This is a genomic window from Ruegeria sp. HKCCD7559 (genome assembly GCF_013110575.1).
Taxonomy (GTDB): domain Bacteria; phylum Pseudomonadota; class Alphaproteobacteria; order Rhodobacterales; family Rhodobacteraceae; genus Ruegeria.
Genome location: NZ_WVQU01000002.1, coordinates 134,896 through 153,673, shown reverse-complemented (window position 1 = coordinate 153,673; position 18,778 = coordinate 134,896). Strand labels below are relative to the sequence as shown.

Genomic DNA, 18,778 nt, shown 5'->3' with positions numbered 1-18,778 from the left:
CTGACGGCTGGCAAGGACATCTGGCATCGGCCGCATGGCGCCAAAGAGGGTTACTCTGACGGCGAGTCTGTCGGTGACGCGGGCACGGCCTTGAGATAGGCCGCAATCGCCAGACGGTCGTCATCCGTAAGGCGGGATGTGTTTTCGATGACTTCGACCATCTCACCACCCGCGCTATCATAATCCGGCGTGAAACCGGATTTCAGATACTCGGCAATATCAGCCTCGGACCAATCCAGTTGGGCAGAAGTCAGCCCGGGGATGCGTCCCTTTCCGCTGGGGTTTGGTGCACCTGTCAGCCAGAGATCGCGTTTCAGGCCCCCCAGCCCGTTACGCGGCGTGTGACATTCTGCGCAATGTCCCAACGCCTCTACCAGGTAACGGCCTTGAATTTGCTGGTCAGTCAGATCGCCTTCCACAACCCAGCCCGGTTTCAGATACAACAGCTTCCACCCGCCCAGCCCGCGTCGAATATTGAAAGGAAAGCCAACCTCGTGCGCTGCGCTTTGGCTTGGAACCGCCGGCAGAGTGCCGAGGAAGGCATGCAGTGAAACAACGTCCTCGGCTGACATGTTGGCGTAGGACGTATAGGGAAATGCGGGGAAATAGTGCTGTCCTTCGGGCCCGGTCCCGTGGAGCAGGGCATTGGCCAGATCCGATGCGGACCACGATCCGATGCCGGCAACCGGATCACTGGATATGTTCGGGGCTATGAACGTGCCGAAATCCGACGCAAACCGACGACCGCCAGCGAGTACCAGCTTTTCCTCACCCGTTGCGTTCGGAGCAGAATGACAGGACGCGCATCCAGCCGCGTAAAACACTGCCTCACCTCGACTGAGATCAGGGACAATCCCGTTCAGTTGTGTCTGGTCAACTGTTTTCGGACGGGTCAGCACCAAACCGACCAGCCCGACCAGTACAGCGATACCTGCGGCGAAAATGAACAAACGCCGCATGGCCAGCGCTCCTTTAGTCTTTCGGTGCCCTGTAAGCCTTATGACATGCCGAGCATGATCCGCCCAGATCACCCATCGCCGCCTTAAGGGCATCGACATCCTGGCCTGCCGCCGCCTGCATCGCAACGGCGGCTTCCGCCATGGCCTGACCTTTTGCGCTTACATCCGGAAAGTTCTCCCAGATGGCTGGCAAGGCCCGGGTGGACGGGTCGGATGCATTGTCGGATCCGGCAGGCCACATCGCAGATTGATCGATCTGCGTCAGAACAACCAAGTTATTTGCAGCCCGTGTTGCTGCCTCGGCATCATATTCAACCTCTCCCTTGGCCATGCCGCCCAACGTGCCAAGATTGAAGGCATAGAGCTGCATGATTGAGGTCCGAGCCTTCACCGCGGGATTTTCGCTTTCATGGGCGATGGCTGATCCAATGACGGCTACCGACAACAAACCTGCCGCAACGGCCGGGATTTTCTTGATCATTGTGCGTCTCCCTGTTCAATGCGTCGAATACTAGCCTGAACATTTTTTCTTGTAATTGTTTGTTATTTGTTGTTCCTTGTTAATTTATGCACAACCAAAACTGGGATGATCTTCGATACGCGCTGGCCGTAAGGAAACACGGATCACTGAATGCGGCTGCCGGGGCGCTTGGTGTCACTCATGCAACGGTGCTGCGCAGAGTCGCCGCGCTTGAAGACCGTTTTGGATGCGTGATCTTTCAAAAACACCCGTCAGGGTACACTGCCCTACCCGAGGCCAGAGCTATTCTTTCGGCGATGGAAAGCGTTGAAGAGGCCGTACTTTCCGTAGAGCGGGCAATTGTGGGGGCAAACCGGTCCCCTGCGGGTCAGGTCCGCATTGCGTCTACGGACAGCCTTTGTCAGTTTGTATTGCCCCAAATTCTGACTGAGATATCGCGGCTTTATCCCGATTTGGAGCTGACTTTGTTAAGCGGCAACAGCCATCATGATCTGTCAAGGTTGACCGCGGACATCGCAGTGCGACCCTCGATCAAACTTGAAGAAGGGCTTGTCAGCGAACGTGCGGGAACATTGTCATTCGGCGTTTTTGACGACGGTTCCCCAAACCGAAAATGGATGAGGCTTGATGGAGCGTTGAGCCGCTCGCTTCCCGCCAAATGGCTGGCCGAACATGTCAGCGCCGATGAAATGACCAACGGGGCAGACAGCTTTTTGGTGCTTCAACAGATGGCAGCATCCGGGGTGGGCAAAACGATCCTGCCCTCGTTTATTGGGAACGCGGATCCTAGGCTTCATCGGTCGTCAGAAATTGATCCCAGAATAGATGTCCCGCTGTGGGTGGCGGCTCTGGACGAGATAGCGCGCACTCCGAGATTTGCCATCGTGCAAAGAGCTTTGGTTGAACGCCTTTCCATTGTTCTGCCGGGGTGACAAATCAAAAATCTCGCCCGTAGGTATGGCTCCTCCAAGGACGGCTTTGGGCCGATGCGCTGATCGTCTGGACGGAGTTTTGAGCGAGCTCCGTGTACTTCCTGCAAGGCCACGCGTGCTTTCTGTCTGCCGCCTGCGCGATTGCGCGACCGAGGGTTCTGACATGATCCGAGTTCCGAATCCGAACGCTGGTGAGTTCAGACCAAGGTCGGTGGCGCGGTCAGGGAATGTCGTTCATAGTTGATCACGAAATGAGACCCGAGATTTCTGATCTGTCAGTTCGCAATTGGTCATTGTCGCGCGTTTTTCTTGCGGCTTGCATTGTCGTGATGGGAACGGCCACCGCGATAGTTGGCGCATGGGTGTCAAATCGGATCGAGAATGCAGTTGTCCAAAATTCTGCCAATTCCGCAGCGCTGTATATGGAGAGCATCGTATCCCCTCTCAGCCAGGAACTTGCATACGGGGATCGTCTTTCCGATCAAGCAAGGCGGGCGCTGGACGAAATATTCATGACCCAGCCGATGCGGGACCGCATTGTGTCTTTCAAGTTTTGGAAACAAGGCGGCGTGATCGCGCACGCGTCGGATCCAACCATCATTGGACGCCGTTTCGACCCGACTGATGATCTGAGCCGAGCCTGGAGCGGAGCGATTTCGGGTTCTTTCGAAGATCTCGACCATGCCGAAAGCGCCGCAGAAGCAGCACTTGGGATCCCGCTACTTGAAGTGTACAGCCCGATCCGCGAACTCTGGTCAGGCGAAATTATTGCAGTTGCAGAGTTTTACGAGAAAGCCGAACAGCTGGAAGTTGATATGGCCAAAGCCCGCCGGACAAGCTGGCTGGTCGTCGGGTCAGCATTTGCAGCAAGCACAATCGTGCTGTTTTCCATCGTGGCAATCGGTGACAACACCATTCGACGTCAGGGGCGCCTGTTGGAGCGGCGTCTGAAAGAGAGTGAGCAGATGGCAGAGCAGAACGCCAGGCTGCGGTCGCGCGTGGTCGAAGCGTCGGAACGATATGCCACGCAAACAGACCGGTTTCTGAAGAAGCTTGGTTCCGAGCTTCACGACGGTCCCGCTCAATATCTGTCCCTCGCGGCCCTCAGGTTGGAGGCGGCGTTCTCGGACAGGCATGAAAAGCCTGCTGAGGCCGAGGAGATTCAACAGTCTTTGCAGAAGTCCCTGGCCGAAATTCGCGCGTTGTCGCGGGGGTTGTCCGCTCCGGACATCGACAATCTGGCGCTGATTGATGTGGTGAAAAGAGCGATAGAAGATCACTCGGAACACAGCCCGTTACGGCCGGATGTTTCACTTCAAGGAAGCCAGACGATCGAGTTGTCCGTGTCCGACAAGCTGTGTGTTTTCCGGTTCCTTCAGGAAACGCTTTCCAACGCCGCCAGGTATGCTCCGAATTCTCGATGCACGGTCATTTGCGAGGCGCATAACGATCGGGTCGTCATTCATGTCAACGATGACGGGCCCGGATTTGACCCCTCGGACGGAAAAGTACTGCGTGACGATGGAGGCCAGGGGCTCTTGGGTTTGCGAGATCGGGTTGAGAGTATTGGCGGCAGGTTCGAAGTCAGGTCAAGCCCTGGCAAAGGTACCTCTGTCACAATGATACTATTTCCCAGAAAGATGAGTACGTCATGACAACATCTGTCGTAATAGCGGATGATCACCCGATTTTCAGGGACGGTTTGCACCGGACATTGGACGAAGCCGATGGGTTCGAAGTTCTCGCTGCCGGCTCGAGCGCGGATGAGGCAATTTCACTTGTCAGCATTCATCAACCTGACATCGCCATCCTCGATCTTTCGATGCCCGGGGGCGGCATAAATGCGACGCGAAAAATCGCGGCCATGGCAAACCCGCCATTTATCGCGATATTGACGGTCTCGGAAAACAACAGTGACGTTGCGGATGCTTTGGAAGCAGGGGCAATCGGCTACATCGTCAAAGGTGTGACGGCTAGCGAACTGACGACCTCACTGCGCAGCATCGCCGCAGGTGAAGGATTCGTGTCACCCGGGTTGGCCTCGCGCGTGCTGCTTCAGATCAACAGAGAGGCAGAAGCTTCCAAAGACAGTGATGTTCTGGATGATCTCACACATCGCGAGGAAGAAATACTTCGACGTGTGGCGAAGGGGATGAGCAATCGGGAGATCGCAGATCAACTGGATCTTCAGGAAAAAACCGTAAAGCACTACATGACGGCAATCCTCTCCAAGCTCCACGCCCGAAACCGGGTCGAGGCCGCGCTGATCGCGCACGATGCTTGGGGCAAGACCGACTAAACCATGGGTCAAACGTGATTGCATGCTCAATGCTGGCCCTATCGCTTCGAAAAGCGTGTGCACCCGGGATCTGAGATTTCAGTTTCGTGCCGGCAAATCTAGTTGGTGGCAAGCTTTGTTGCACATGTTCGCCCTTGCGCTGTACCACCTCAAAGCGCATGCCCAAAGTGATCTGTCGGTCAGGGCCCTGGCGACCCTGGCCGCGACCGGATGGCGTGGTTCGGCGAATCTTTTGGCCTAACTCTCAGGCCTGTGTCGGAATCCATCCAAATAGGGGTCGGATTTGAGACGTTTGGCCGCAAAATCGACAAAAGCGCGCACTTTTGCAGACACGGTGCGGCCCTCTTGATGCACAAGATGGATGGGGACCTCGGGTGGTTCATACGAATTCAGAACGGTCCTGAGCCGCCCGTCCGCAACGTAGGGTGCAACCTGATAGGATAAAAGCCGCCCGATGCCATGCCCTTGCAGCGCCAGCTCGATCACCGCGTCATTGGTGTTCATGCTGATGCGCGGGTTCACGCGCTTTGTCACGACCGTTTCGCTTTTTTGAAAATGCCATTGGGCCGAGGCGTGCAGGGCGGTTGAGTTTATGATCGCGTGATTGGCCAGGTCGTCGGGTGTGTCTGGTTCGCCGCGCGCATCAAGATATGCCGGAGCGGCAAACACGACCTGCCTCACCGCGCCACATCTCACCGCCATCAGGCTTGAATCTGCAAGGTTTCCAATCCTGATCCCGACGTCGAGGCCTTCATCCACCAGATTGACCACGCGGTCCACATAGAGAGTGCGCGCAGAGAGCTTTGGATGCAGTTCCAGAAATTCACCCAGAATCGGAGTGACGAACATGCGGCCGAACAACAGTGATGCGGTCACGCTGAGTTCCCCGGTCGGTTCGGCATAGGATCCGACGGCGGCACGCTCTGCCTCCTCGAGATCCATCAGAATGCGTCTGGCATCTTCAAAGAACCTTCGCCCGCTGTCCGTCAGCATGACTGATCGCGTGGTGCGCACAAAAAGACGAAGCCCCAGGCTGTCCTCCAGCATGGAGACCAGTCGGGTTACCGTTGGTGGCGACATATTGAGGTGGCGCGCTGCGGCCGCGAAGCCTTTCAGCTCGGCCACCTTCACAAAAACGCTCAGAGCCTGAAATCTATCCAAACAACTATTCCATATTTTGGAATAATATATTGCCAATTAGGGATATTCTGCAACACCAAGGCTTGGACTAGCTTCACCTCAACCCCAGGGCTCTGCCCGGCTGAGATGGAGAATTCGATGTCACGTCCTTTTGCAGAAATCACTTTTACGCCTTCCGTGCGTGCAACACAGGCCAAGAACAAATCGGCTGAAGGTTATGCAAAGTTTCTGGCCGGCGCTGTTCAGGAAGACCTCATCAGCCCGGTCGAGGCGAGCTTCATCGCACAAAGGGACGGCTTCTATCAGGCGACCGTCTCTGAAACCGGCTGGCCTTATGTTCAATTCCGCGGCGGACCGGCAGGCTTTCTGAAAGTGCTGGATGAACGGACGCTGGCCTACGCAGATTTTCGCGGCAACCGGCAATATCTGAGCGCAGGTAACCTGCTGAACAACGACCGCATTTCTTTAATCCTGATGGACTATCCCAACCGGAGACGCCTCAAGATCTGGGGCCGGGCGAAACTTGTTGATGGCACGGATGATCCGGCCCTGACGCAACGTTTGAGTGACCCGAATTACAGGGGCCACCCGGAGCGGGCCATTGTGATCAAGCTTGAAGCGATGGACTGGAACTGCCCGCAGCACATCCCCCAACGCCTGACCCTGGAAGAGTTTGAAGAGCATATGGCGCCGCTTCGCGATGAACTGGCGGAACTGAAAGCTCAAAACGCAGAGCACAAAGAAAAGCCCGGCCAGAAACGCTGACCGATGCTGAACCCCGCGCGTTCAGACGCGCCCCCAAAACCCCAAGAAAGGAAATACCCATGTCGCGCAATGTGAATTCCATCCTGAGCGCAAGTCTTCTCGCGCTTACCATCGCGGTGCCATTAACTCCGGCCCCTGCAATCGCAAGTGAGACCGGCATTGAAGCCACCCAAGCGGTCAATTTCCGCGCAGAAAAAATCGGCGAGGTCAATATCGCCTATCGTGAGGCCGGAGACCCGAGCAGGCCAACCGTTCTTTTGCTTCATGGGTTTCCGACCTCGTCACATATGTTCCGCAACCTTATCCCCGAACTGGCCAAGAACTATCACGTGATCGCGCCCGATTTCCCCGGATTTGGGGCCTCGGACATGCCGCAAGCCGAAGACTTCGAGTATTCCTTTGCGAATATCGCCGAAATCATGACGTCTCTGCTGGATCGGAAGGGTGTCGATCAATACGCGGTCTATCTGATGGACTATGGTGCCCCGGTTGGATTCCGGATGTTTGCCGAACAGCCCGAACGGGTCACTGGCTTCGTCATTCAGAACGGCAATGCGTATGAGGAAGGGCTGCGCGAATTCTGGGACCCGATCAAAGCCTATTGGGCCGACCCCTCGAAAGAGAATGGCGACCAGCTTCGAGGGTTTCTTACTCTGGATGCGACCAAGTGGCAGTTCACCCACGGTGTACAGAGGCTGGAACTGATCAGCCCGGATAACTATTGGCACGTCCAATACCTGCTTGATCGCGAAGGTAATCAGGAGGTGCAACTTGAACTTTTCCTGGACTACGGCACCAACGTTGCCGAGTACCCGAAATGGCAGGCGTTGTTTCGTGAGCATCAACCACCTGCGCTGCTGATGTGGGGTAAGAATGATCACATCTTTCCGGCCGAAGGCGCCCTGCCCTATCAACGCGACCTGAAGGATCTTGAGTTTCATCTGCTTGATACCGGACACTTCGCGCTGGAAGAATATGGGCCTGAAATTGCGGAACAGATGACTGCATTCCTGAACCGCATCACCGCCGCCGGCAACTGATGCGCAACTGGCCGCGCCTCGATCAAGGGCGCGGCCTCATGTTTGGAGACGATCAATGAATACGCAAACAAACACTGCCAGGGATGTCACGGTTGAAATCGTGCACGGGTTTGTCGACGGTGGCACCGGAGGAAATCCCGCAGGCGTCGTTCTGGACGCTGATGATCTGAGCGCGCAAGATATGCAAACCGTGGCGGCAAGAGTTGGAGTGTCCGAGACAGCGTTTGTCTCGCGGTCCAAGACGGAAGGCTTCAAGCTGGATTTCTTCACACCGAACCGGCGCATCGCTCATTGCGGTCATGCAACAATCGCCGCCTTCTCTCACCTTGATGCGTTGGGTCGGATCCCCAAACCCGATACTTCAAAGGAAACAGTTGATGGCCCCAGGCGCATACTCATGAAAGACGGCGCCGCCTATATGGAACAATTGGCCCCACGCTACTCGGGTGCTCAGGAATGGATCGAAAAGGGCATGAAACTCGACGATGTGCTGAGCTCTCTCGGGGTCGACAAAACTGACCTGGATCAGAGGTTTGCTCCGGTTCTGGTCAACACCGGCAACAGCTTCATCGTCGTTGGTCTTTCGGATGCGGCGGGCTTTGCCAAAATCAGACCAGATTTGGCCAAAATCAAGCAAATCAGCGAGAAACTGGATCTGATTGGCTATTACGTATTCACGAATGACCCTTCAATCACCAGCCGGGACGCCACAACCCGTATGTTCGCACCCAGATACGCGATAGATGAAGAAGCCGCCACTGGGATGGCGGCCGGGCCACTTGCATGCGTGTTGCACGATTTCGGCGGCACGTCTCAGCGATCATTTGAAATCGAACAGGGGGTGTTTATGAACCCGGCAAGCCCGAGCCTGATAAAGGTCGATCTGGATATCGAGAATGGCGCAATCACGGGCCTCATGGCGGGTGGTTACGGAAAAGCCATGACCTCGGCCCGGATTGCTTTGTGACGCGAAAAGGCCAGGTGTGTCCGCAGCATCAGCTTCGGATGCGCCCAGGTCCTTGAGCGCGAATACATATCGTCCAAGGGTCCTGCGACGGCACCTTAATCAGCGCAGTGCGCGGCCTCGTCGCCCGCAGCCCAAATCGAATTCGGCATTGCGGACAATGTAGAAGCTTGCGATTCTCAATCCATGTTGTCCGGATCCATGTGGCGATCCGGCATGGGGCTGGCTTGAGGCTCCTTTTCGACGAGAGAGTACAACTCGATGGATTCGGCAAGCCCTCGAACTTCGTGAAACCCACAAGCTGAGAACAGTTCAGGCGAAGCAGCGGCAACGGCTGACGTCGCCAGAACTCTGTGGCCCAGGGATTTCGTCAACCCCTCAATACGGCTTGCGAGGTTGACCGCTCTGCCCAGAACAGTGAAATCCAGCCTGCCGGGACTGCCGATGTTGCCATAGCTGACCTGCCCGACATTGATCCCGATGCCTATGTCCAACGGCGGCTTCTGAGCCTCATCGCGGCGATGGTTGAGTGCGGCCAAACCGGTCAAAACACTTTGAGCGGCCTGTGCTGCCCTTTTGCATTGGGCGTTCAAACCTTCCTGTGTCTCGACAGTGAATATCGACAGAATGCCGTCGCCCATGAACTTGAGAATGTCGCCGCCATTCTCTTCGACGGACTGCACGACCAGATCGAAATATCCACTCAACATGTCGAAAACGTCTTCTTCGGATGCCCTGTCTGAAAGAGCGGTGAAACCGCGCAGGTCAGAGAACATGACAACTGCGTCAAGGGTTGTGCGTTCCCCTCGCTTGATCCGCCCGTTCCACACAGCATCAGAGGGCCCATCGCCAAGATAGGTTCTCAGAAGACCTTTGGACGACTTGCGCATGGTTACAGGTTCAAGAGCAGAGGACAGAGCGGGCAACGCATCCTCAATCATTTCCAGATGCCGGGGCGAGAAGCCTTCTGGCGACCGGGTGACAAAAGTACAGCCGTGCAGCGATCCGTCTCCGTAATAAAGCAGCGTGGCATAGTAATCGGTGCCACCCAGCCCGGCGAAATCAAGATATGACGAGTGCTCGGTCCCGGGGTCCAATTGCCGCAGACTTTTGTGAAGTGGCTTCCGGTGTTCAAGAATGTATTCGAACGAGCTACCGACATACCCATCCGTCAGCATGGTCTCATGTGTCACGTCATAGCTTTCGGTGCCATCCGGTGTCCAGACGATTCCCCATGCGATGAGCAGCGGATTGGCGAAACGCTGACCTATATTGACCCGCCAGAGCGGCACACCCGCCTCGATCAGAGACGAACAGAAATATGACACCACTTTTTCCGGGTCATCCGAACGACGCCCCTCGGCAATCATCCAATTGGTCAGTTGGGCAATAGCATCCATTGTTTAAAACCAATCGCTTAGACAAGGCCGTCAAAAACTTGGGTTCAGTGTTCGATCATATTATTCTAGCCTTTTTCTTACCCCATCCAAGCCTGCTGTTCGGTTCACAGTTGTTGGTACCAAGCGCCGGCCCAGCCACACGCAGACCTTCGTGGATACGGTCTTTGCGCAATTTGAATGAACCTTGCCAAAAGGGCGGCGTCGCTTTCGAAATCCCTTTGAACGTCTTGTCGCACGCTGATTGCACGAGGCCGCTCAGGCTATTGATTTATTAGCGCGCGCAAAGAATATGTAAATCTATGATAAGTTCATGGCGAACAAAACCGGCAGGCAGACTGGCATGACCAAGATAAAGAACATGGAAGAGTTTGCAGCGCTCAGCGGCATCTCGCGCCCCACGGTATCCAAATACTTCCACGATCCTGACAGCGTACGCCCCACGACACGGGCCCGCATCGAAGAGGCGCTTGAACGGTTCGACTATCGCCCGAACATCTATGCCGTGAACCAGAACCGCAAGCTGACCAAGAATATCGGCATTGTCGTGCCCTATCTGGCGGACCCGTTCTTTGTCGAGATTGCACGCTATCTGGAACAAAGTTGCATTGCGGCAGGTTATCGGCCGTCCCTGTTCAGCTCTCATGGCGAGCAGAAGCTGGAGAACGAAATTCTGGACGGCTTGCAATCGATGAAACCCGCCGGTGTTCTTTTGGCCCCTTTGGGCCGAATTTCAGACAGATCTGCGATCGAGAAATTCTGTGCCAATGTGCCGACCGTTCTGTTCGACAGCAATCTTGATGGTCTGGGAGCAGCCTTTGTCGGATCGGATAACTTTAGCTTTGTGTCGCAAACCGTCGAATACATGACCCGCACTGGTGAACCCCCGTCCTTCTTCGAAATGCGAACACCCGCAAACCCCAATGCCAACAAACGGCGCAAGGCGTATGTCGAAATCATGGAGCGCCTCGGACATGAGCCGCATATTCTCAAGGTTGATGGCAAAGGTTGGGCGTTTGAAGAAATTGGACACAGAGGCACGATGAAGATCTTGGAGGAAGGTCAATTGAGGACGAACTCGGTTCTGTGTAGCAATGACCGGCTTGCCATCGGCTTTCTTGCCGCTTGCTACGAACAGGGGATTCGGGTCGGTCGGAAAGAGGACTGCACGTTGCGTGTAGCTTCGAATGATGGGCACCCGTTCGCAAAATTTACATGTCCATCCCTGACAACGGCAGCGCATGACTATGATAATGTAGCGGCGCGCAGTGTCGAAACCCTGTTCCAACTCATTGAAAGTGGCGGGAAACTTCAGGCGCGATCGGAAACGCTATTCCCCGCACGACTGGTTTTGAGGGATTCTGCGTAGCTTCAATTTTTAACGCGCGTAAAGTTTTTATTGACGCCGCGACAAATTACGCACTACTTTCCGAGTACGGCATCCAAGCTCAGGGAGGACAAGGATGTATTTGAAGAATGCACTTCGTGCGGCGACGGCATTGACCTTTGTCGCAACGGCCGCGGCCCATGCAGAAACGATCACGATCGCAACCGTCAATAATGGCGACATGATCCGGATGCAGGGCTATACCGACAATTTCACCGAGGCGACTGGTATCGACGTGGAATGGGTGACGCTGGAGGAAAACGTCCTGCGTCAGCGTGTTACCACCGACATCACCACCAAGGGCGGTCAGTTCGATATCATGACCATCGGCATGTACGAAACGCCGATCTGGGGCGCAAATGGCTGGTTGGTTCCTTTGGATGGGCTGTCTGAGGAATATGATGTCGGCGACCTGCTTCCTGCGATGGCGGGTGGCCTGAGCCATGACGGCACGCTGTATGCAGCACCGTTCTATGGCGAAAGCTCGATGATCATGTATCGCACCGACCTGATGGAAAAGGCCGGGATGGAGATGCCTGAGGCGCCAACATGGCAGTTCATCCGCGAGGCGGCGGCTGCGATGACGGACCGTGACAACGACATCAACGGCATCTGCCTGCGCGGCAAGGCGGGCTGGGGTGAAGGCGGTGCCTTTATCACTGTGACCGCGAATTCCTTTGGTGCACGATGGTTTGATGAAGATTGGACACCTCAGTTTGATCAGCCCGAATGGAAAGAGGCGCTGACCTTTTTTGTCGACATGATGAATGAATCCGGCCCTGCCGGTTACGCGACCAACGGCTTCAACGAAAACCTTTCGCTGTTCCAGCAGGGCAAGTGCGGGATGTGGATCGACGCCACTGTTGCGGCGTCCTTCGTGACAAATCCGGATGATTCAACTGTCGCGGACAAGGTCGGGTTTGCTCTGGCACCAAATTCGGAAGGCGTCGACAAGCGCGCCAACTGGCTGTGGGCCTGGGCACTGGCCATTCCGGCGGGAACCCAGAAAGAGGATGCAGCCAAGCAGTTCATCGAATGGGCGACCTCAAAGGATTACATCGAACTGGTGGCGGAAAACGAAGGTTGGGCCAATGTCCCTCCGGGCGCGCGCACCTCGCTTTATGAGAACGCGAACTACAAGGACATTCCGTTCGCCAAGATGACGCTCGAGTCGATCCTGTTGGCCGACCCGCAGAACTGCTGTGCCAAGCCAACACCCTATACTGGCATCCAGTTCGTTGCGATCCCGGAATTCGCGGGCATTGCCACACAGGTCAGTCAGGAATTCTCGGCGGTTTATGCCGGACAGCAGACTGTAGATGAAGCGCTTGAAAAGGCGCAGGCCTTTACAGCTGAAGAAATGGAAGCCGCAGGGTACTGAGGCATCCCTCACAGTAGGGGACAGGTGATCTGTCCCCTGCTCTCTCCGCTTCCACAACTCGCGTTTTTCTCGCAGGCTGAGTTACGCCTGAACAGAGAGGGTTTGCGAAATGGCTACTCAACACTCCCGATCCGTTGCTCGCCTGATGATGGCACCCGCAGTGGTCCTGCTGCTTGGCTGGATGCTCGTGCCATTGACGATGACGCTGTACTTTTCTTTCAAAAAATATCTGCCTCTGCGCGGGGGTGATCTGGGCTGGGTCGGGTTCGACAACTACGTCCGCTTTGTCTCGTCCAGTACATTCTGGCCCGCGGTTCAGGCAACACTGGTCATTGTTGGCGGTGTTCTGATCATAACCGTCATTCTCGGAATTCTGCTCGCCATGCTGCTGGATCAGCCGATGTGGGGGCAAGGCATTGTCCGTATCCTTGTCATCGCGCCGTTCTTCGTGATGCCCACCGTGTCTGCGCTGGTGTGGAAGAATATGTTCATGGACCCGGTCAATGGTTTGCTGGCCCATCTGTGGCGTTTTTTCGGGGCCGAGCCGATCTCGTGGTTGTCCGAGGCGTCGATGACCTCGATCATCATGATCGTTTCGTGGCAATGGCTGCCCTTTGCAACGCTGATCCTGTTGACCGCAATTCAGTCGCTGGACAGCGAGCAACTGGAAGCAGCCGAAATGGATGGCGCACCGGTTCTGAAGCGCTTCTACCACATCATTCTGCCGCATCTGAGCCGCGCGATCACCATCGTAATCCTAATCCAGACAATATTCCTGTTGTCGATCTTCGCCGAGATCTTCGTGACCACCGGCGGCGCATTCGGTACCCGTACACTCACCTACCTGATCTTCCAGCGTGTGCTGGAGAGCCAGAATGTTGGTCTCGGATCAGCCGGAGGTGTCTACGCAATCATCCTTGCCAATATCGTTGCGATCTTCCTGATGCGCATCGTCGGCAAGAACCTGGACGCGTGAGGAGGAAAACCCATGGCCCGCGCTGTCACATCCCGACGCAAATCGCTGAACACCGCCCTTGCCTGGGCCGTGGGACTGCTGATTTTCTTCCCGATCCTCTGGACGATCCTGACCAGCTTCAAAACCGAAGCGCAGGCCATTGCCAGCCCTCCGTTGTTCCTAAACTTTGACTGGACGCTGGAAAACTACGCCATCGTGCAGGAACGCTCGGACTATATGCGGTTTCTGTGGAATTCGGTGATCATCGCCGGTGGGTCGACCATGCTGGGCGTGATCATCGCCGTGCCCGCCGCCTGGGCGATGGCGTTTGTTCCGTCCAAACGAACCAAGGACATCCTGTTGTGGATGCTGTCCACCAAGATGTTGCCGGCCGTAGGTGTGCTGTACCCGATCTACTTGCTGTTCATCCAACTGGGCCTTCTGGATACGCGCGGAGGGTTGGTCGTGGTGCTGATGCTGATCAACCTGCCGATCATCGTCTGGATGCTTTACACCTATTTCCGCGAAATTCCGGGTGAAATTCTGGAAGCCGCACGGATGGATGGGGCGACGCTGAAAGAGGAAATCCTCTATGTCCTAACCCCCATGGCCATTCCCGGCATCGCTTCGACCGTCCTGCTGAACTTTATCCTTGCGTGGAACGAGGCATTCTGGACCCTCAATCTGACCGCTGTTGACGCGGCACCGCTCACGGCCTTCATCGCCAGCTATTCCAGCCCCGAGGGCCTGTTCTTTGCCAAGCTCAGCGCGGCCTCGACCATGGCAATTGCACCCATCCTGATCCTTGGCTGGTTCAGCCAGAAACAACTTGTCCGCGGCCTGACCTTCGGCGCTGTGAAATAAGGAGCATTCCTCATGGGACGCATACAACTCAAGTCCGTGACCAAAAGCTTCGGCGACGTTCAGGTCATCCCTCCGCTGGACCTGACCATCGAAGATGGCGAGTTCACCGTTTTCGTCGGCCCTTCGGGCTGTGGCAAATCCACGCTGCTGCGCCTGATCGCCGGGCTGGAAGACATCACCAGTGGCCACATAGAAATCGATGGAGCAGACGCAACAGACGTGCCGCCCGCCAAGCGAGGGCTGGCAATGGTGTTCCAGTCCTATGCGCTTTACCCGCATATGACCGTTCGCAAGAACATCGCATTTCCGCTGCGCATGGCGAAACTGGATCAGGCTGAAATCGACAAGCGGGTTGAGGGCGCGGCCAGTGTCCTGAACCTGACCGATTACCTGGATCGCCGCCCGGGCCAGTTGTCCGGCGGTCAGCGACAGCGCGTCGCCATTGGTAGGGCTATCGTTCGTGAACCGGCCGCGTTCCTGTTCGATGAACCGCTTTCAAACCTCGACGCAGCGTTGCGGGTGGGCATGCGGTTGGAGATAAGCGAGCTGCATGAACGCCTCGCGACAACGATGATCTACGTCACCCACGATCAGGTCGAAGCCATGACCATGGCGGACAAGATCGTTGTGCTCCAGGCTGGCGTGATCGAACAGGTTGGCAGCCCACTGGAACTGTACAGAACGCCACGCAACCTGTTTGTTGCGGGGTTCATTGGTTCGCCCAAGATGAACTTCATCGAAGGGCCCGAAGCGGCAAAGCATGGCGCACAAACGATCGGCATTCGACCGGAACACATCGCGGTGTCGGACTCCGAAGGAGAATGGTCCGGGCGCGTCAGCGTCTCTGAACATCTTGGTTCGGACACATTTTTCCACGTCCACGACACCGGACTGGCCGAGACAATCACCGTTCGTGCCGATGGCGAGGTTGGTTTCCGCCATGGGGATCGCATACATCTGACCCCACGCGCCGATGTGATCCACAGATTTGACGCAGACGGTCTGCGGATCGAATGAAACGTCTAACGGGCAAAACCGCCCTGATCACAGGGGCTGCGCGGGGCATTGGATTGGCATTTGCCAAGGCCTATGTGGCAGAGGGCGCACGGGTCGCCGTCGCCGACATCGACATCCAGCGCGCGCAGGACGCGGTCGCTGGAATTGGCGCGGCAGCTTTCGCTGTCGAAATGGACGTGACCGACCAGCAGAGCATCGATAGGGCCATAGCCAAAACCGCGACGCAATTCGGCCCAATCGACATTCTGATCAACAACGCGGCCATCTTCACCGCCGCACCAATCGTCGAGATCGAGCGCGCCGACTACAATCGCGTTTTTGACATCAACGTCGCGGGCGCGCTGTTTACGATGCAGGCCGTCGCCAAACATATGATCGAGCACGGAACCAAAGGCCGAATTATCAATATGGCCTCGCAGGCCGGGCGAAGGGGTGAACCGTTGGTCGCTGTCTACTGCGCCAGCAAGGCGGCGATCATATCCCTGACCCAATCGGCGGGGCTGGACCTGATTTCTCATGGGATCAATGTAAACGCGATTGCCCCCGGTGTCGTCGATGGCGAACACTGGGATGGTGTGGACGCCTTTTTTGCAAAACACGAAGGCAAGCCCCTTGGCCAGAAGAAGCGCGAAGTGGCGGCAGCTGTTCCATATGGCCGCATGGGGCGCGCGGAAGACCTTACAGGCATGGCGGTTTTTCTGGCCTCTGATGAGGCCAGGTACATCGTCGCCCAGACTTACAACGTCGACGGCGGAAATTGGATGAGCTGATGGACCCTGTGGCGAACGCAAAATCTCCGACACGGCTGCGGCAAGAGAGCCTGTCCAAGCTACCAACCACCGTGAAGACCCCGATGTACGAACGTTCGGATCTGACGCCGGGCATCGTTCATATTGGATTGGGTAATTTCCATCGCGCGCATCAGGCCTGGTATGTTCACAAGCTCATGCAGCAGGGGCTGGCCCATGACTGGGCAATCGTCGGAGCGGGTGTGCGAAGCTATGACGCTGTCATGCGAGAACGATTGCTGGCGCAGGATTGCCTCACAACGCTGATCGAGTTAGGGCCAAACGGAATGTCCGCCGAGGTGGTTGGCCCGATGATCGACTACCTGCCGATCGAAGAAAACAACGCTGCCCTCATCCACGCGATGGCAGATCCGGCCACCCGGATCGTTTCGCTGACTGTTACCGAGGGGGGGTATTTTCTGGATGCCAACAGCGGCGCATTCGATTTCGATCACGCAGATATCCGTCATGACGCCGAAAACCTCAATCAGCCCCGTACGGCCTTCGGCGCGATGGTTGCGGCACTCAGACGACGGCGCGCCGAGGGGTTGACCCCGTTCACGGCGCTCAGCTGCGACAATCTTCAGGGCAACGGAACGATTTTGCGAAACTGTGTTGTGGGATTGGCGCGCATGTCCGACTCGGAACTGGCCGACTGGATCGACAGGCATGGCGCGTTTCCCAACTCGATGGTGGATTGCATCGTACCAGCGACCACCGACCAATTGGTATCGCAATGCCGCGCCCTTGGCGTCGATGACAGAGCGCCCGTCTCGCATGAGAACTTTCGCCAATGGGTCATCGAGGATGCCTTCTGCGCCGGGCGTCCGCCCCTCGAAAACGTCGGAGCAATACTGACCAACAACGTCCATGGTTACGAGACCATGAAGTTGCGCATTTTGAACGGAGGTCATCAACTGTTGGCAAATGTCGGAGAAATAATGAATGTTTCGACGATTGCCGACTGCATGAAGGACCCGGACATCGTGGCGTTTTTTCGAAAAGTGCAGGTCGAAGAAATCCTTCCGCATGTCGAAGCGGTTCCCGAGACCACTGCAAATGAGTACCTTGAGTTGATCGAGAGCCGATTTGCAAACACGGCGATTCACGACACCACACGCAGGGTTGCATTCGACGGATCGGCAAGACATCCCGGATTTTTGCTACCGTCGCTCCGCGATGCATTTACATCAGGGTCTTCTGCAAACGGGCTCGCTCTCGCCGAAGCGTTCTGGTGCCGGATGTGTGCGGGTATTCGTGAGGATGGCTCCGAGATCACTCCCAATGATCCCCAGTGGGAAAGCCTGAACCGCACCGCAAAAGCGTCCAAAACTGATCCTGAGCTTTGGCTGGAACAGGGGTTCTACAGCGGTGACTTTGGGATCAGTACACAGTTTTCCAGCGCCTTTGCCCGCTGGCTGACCCTGATATGGCAGCGTGGCAGCCGGGCCGCCATTGCTGAGTATGTCGCGAACGGTTAACGTAACAGATCATTCACGAGGCTCAGTTCGCTCGGTGCCTATGCGGTCCGGTATCTGGCCCTTGGAGCTTTGTCTGACGTTGGCGCAAATAGGGCCTGCAATCTGCCGAAAATGGCATGGATGTTACCCTCGGCGGTTCTGACCGGTTCACCGCCTTGGGCAAATCCCCACTACAGAGTCCATGGAATAAGCGAAAGTTTGCCACCGGATCAAAAGCTCCGAGAACGGGTCCAAAAAAATGAAAAAATACTTGGCAGAATGCCTAAACCCTAAACGGCCGCAGATGCCCGGTTCAGCCAAGGAACACGGGTTTCTGTTGCACTTATGAGACGGTTCTGCCGTTGAAAGAAAGTGTCATTTGAAACATTGTGCACCTGCTGTTTCAAAAAGATCGGTGCATAGTAGTTTGTCATAAAAAGAACAATTTGAGCGTGCATCCGAGTGCAATCTAATCTTCCGAGGTACAGGGCTGAGCAATGGCAACTACGACTATAATACCAAGACCTTCCGCTTCTTCGCCGCTCAGTCCAATACAAGGTTATGTTGCCTACGTTGACGGCAATCCTTCGACCACCACAATTTCTTACCACTTCGAACAATACGCGGGCACACAAGCGTGGACTGCCGAATACAAGGCGGAATTCCGAGCGGCTCTTTCTGCCATCGAGGCCGTCGCAAATGTGACTTTTGTCGAATCCGGCAGCGCTTCCGCCGACTTGGTTGAAGTTATTGCGCCCACAAGTTTTTTTTCAAATCCCAGAACGCTTGGCTACCACTATACGCCATCAAGTGGTCCCTCCGTAGGCGCTTTCAACACCGCTTACTGGACTGCCGGAACAAATGGAAACGGCGATCCGGGCGGGTTTTTCTTTACTACGTTGCTCCACGAACTGGGCCATGCGCTGGGATTGGGTCATCCCCACGACAC

At 56.0% G+C, this 18,778-nt stretch carries 17 protein-coding genes and 1 pseudogene; 14 read left to right on the top strand and 4 right to left on the bottom strand.

The window, feature by feature from the left end:
- Nucleotides 1–50: 50 nt before the first annotated feature.
- A complete protein-coding gene (locus GS605_RS08915; protein ID WP_171723747.1) occupies nt 51–959 on the bottom strand; it encodes a cytochrome c in 909 nt (302 codons plus the stop codon).
- Nucleotides 960–972: 13 nt separating this feature from the next.
- Nucleotides 973–1,440 carry a cytochrome c gene (locus GS605_RS08910; RefSeq protein ID WP_171723746.1) on the bottom strand — a complete coding sequence of 156 codons (468 nt, stop codon included), beginning with the start codon at nt 1,438–1,440 and terminating at the stop codon, nt 973–975.
- An 86-nt stretch (nt 1,441–1,526) separates the two neighbouring features.
- On the opposite strand from GS605_RS08910, the gene GS605_RS08905 reads away from it, so the two are divergent.
- From GS605_RS08905 to GS605_RS08895, 3 genes are all read left to right on the top strand, one after another.
- Nucleotides 1,527–2,372, top strand: coding sequence for a LysR family transcriptional regulator (locus tag GS605_RS08905; RefSeq protein WP_171723745.1), 846 nt, complete (start codon nt 1,527–1,529; stop codon nt 2,370–2,372).
- A 251-nt stretch (nt 2,373–2,623) separates the two neighbouring features.
- Nucleotides 2,624–4,027, top strand: a complete 1,404-nt coding sequence (locus tag GS605_RS08900) for a sensor histidine kinase (RefSeq protein ID WP_171723744.1) — start codon at nt 2,624–2,626, stop codon at nt 4,025–4,027.
- Complete coding sequence (locus GS605_RS08895) at nt 4,024–4,671, top strand: response regulator transcription factor (protein ID WP_171723743.1); 648 nt, start codon at nt 4,024–4,026, stop codon at nt 4,669–4,671. The genes GS605_RS08900 and GS605_RS08895 overlap by 4 nt, the downstream gene beginning before the upstream one ends.
- Nucleotides 4,672–4,908: 237 nt before the next feature.
- Here the strand turns inward: GS605_RS08895 and GS605_RS08890 are convergent, their stop codons facing one another.
- Nucleotides 4,909–5,832: a LysR family transcriptional regulator gene (locus tag GS605_RS08890; RefSeq protein ID WP_171723742.1), complete on the bottom strand. Its 924-nt coding sequence runs from the start codon at nt 5,830–5,832 to the stop codon at nt 4,909–4,911.
- Nucleotides 5,833–5,949: 117 nt separating this feature from the next.
- Between GS605_RS08890 and GS605_RS08885 the strand changes: the two genes are divergently transcribed.
- From GS605_RS08885 to GS605_RS08875, 3 genes are read left to right on the top strand one after another with little or no spacing between them, the layout of a single operon-like run.
- Complete coding sequence (locus tag GS605_RS08885; protein ID WP_171723741.1) at nt 5,950–6,576, top strand: pyridoxamine 5'-phosphate oxidase family protein; 627 nt, start codon at nt 5,950–5,952, stop codon at nt 6,574–6,576.
- A gap of 59 nt (nt 6,577–6,635) precedes the next feature.
- On the top strand, nt 6,636–7,616 hold the full coding sequence (locus GS605_RS08880) for an alpha/beta fold hydrolase (RefSeq protein WP_171723740.1): 981 nt from the start codon (nt 6,636–6,638) through the stop codon (nt 7,614–7,616).
- A 55-nt stretch (nt 7,617–7,671) separates the two neighbouring features.
- Nucleotides 7,672–8,583: a PhzF family phenazine biosynthesis protein gene (locus GS605_RS08875; RefSeq protein WP_171723739.1), complete on the top strand. Its 912-nt coding sequence runs from the start codon at nt 7,672–7,674 to the stop codon at nt 8,581–8,583.
- 176 nt (nt 8,584–8,759) lie between these two features.
- Here GS605_RS08875 and GS605_RS08870 read toward each other — a convergent pair whose 3' ends face one another.
- Nucleotides 8,760–9,980 (bottom strand): adenylate/guanylate cyclase domain-containing protein, encoded by a 1,221-nt coding sequence (locus GS605_RS08870; RefSeq protein WP_171723738.1) that lies wholly within the window; start codon nt 9,978–9,980, stop codon nt 8,760–8,762.
- 340 nt (nt 9,981–10,320) lie between these two features.
- Here GS605_RS08870 and GS605_RS08865 point away from each other — a divergent pair, with 340 nt between their 5' ends.
- The 8 genes and pseudogenes from GS605_RS08865 to GS605_RS21240 all read left to right on the top strand — a co-directional run.
- Nucleotides 10,321–11,346, top strand: coding sequence for a LacI family DNA-binding transcriptional regulator (locus tag GS605_RS08865; RefSeq protein WP_170345410.1), 1,026 nt, complete (start codon nt 10,321–10,323; stop codon nt 11,344–11,346).
- A 94-nt stretch (nt 11,347–11,440) separates the two neighbouring features.
- The gene (locus GS605_RS08860) at nt 11,441–12,745 is read left to right on the top strand and encodes a sugar ABC transporter substrate-binding protein (protein ID WP_171636019.1); all 1,305 of its coding nucleotides are present in this window, start codon (nt 11,441–11,443) and stop codon (nt 12,743–12,745) included.
- A gap of 109 nt (nt 12,746–12,854) precedes the next feature.
- Nucleotides 12,855–13,721 (top strand): carbohydrate ABC transporter permease, encoded by an 867-nt coding sequence (locus tag GS605_RS08855; protein WP_171636017.1) that lies wholly within the window; start codon nt 12,855–12,857, stop codon nt 13,719–13,721.
- Between the two features lie 12 nt (nt 13,722–13,733).
- Nucleotides 13,734–14,564 (top strand): carbohydrate ABC transporter permease, encoded by an 831-nt coding sequence (locus tag GS605_RS08850; protein ID WP_152460301.1) that lies wholly within the window; start codon nt 13,734–13,736, stop codon nt 14,562–14,564.
- 12 nt (nt 14,565–14,576) lie between these two features.
- Entirely contained in the window at nt 14,577–15,581 is a 1,005-nt protein-coding gene (locus tag GS605_RS08845; protein WP_152460302.1) for an ABC transporter ATP-binding protein, read from the top strand.
- Nucleotides 15,578–16,351 carry an L-iditol 2-dehydrogenase gene (locus tag GS605_RS08840; protein WP_171723737.1) on the top strand — a complete coding sequence of 258 codons (774 nt, stop codon included), beginning with the start codon at nt 15,578–15,580 and terminating at the stop codon, nt 16,349–16,351. The genes GS605_RS08845 and GS605_RS08840 overlap by 4 nt, the downstream gene beginning before the upstream one ends.
- Nucleotides 16,351–17,850 carry a mannitol dehydrogenase family protein gene (locus tag GS605_RS08835; RefSeq protein ID WP_171723736.1) on the top strand — a complete coding sequence of 500 codons (1,500 nt, stop codon included), beginning with the start codon at nt 16,351–16,353 and terminating at the stop codon, nt 17,848–17,850. The genes GS605_RS08840 and GS605_RS08835 overlap by 1 nt, the downstream gene beginning before the upstream one ends.
- 476 nt (nt 17,851–18,326) lie before the next feature.
- Nucleotides 18,327–18,767, top strand: a pseudogene (locus GS605_RS21240) (matrixin family metalloprotease); the annotation flags it as partial.
- Nucleotides 18,768–18,778: the final 11 nt, after the last annotated feature.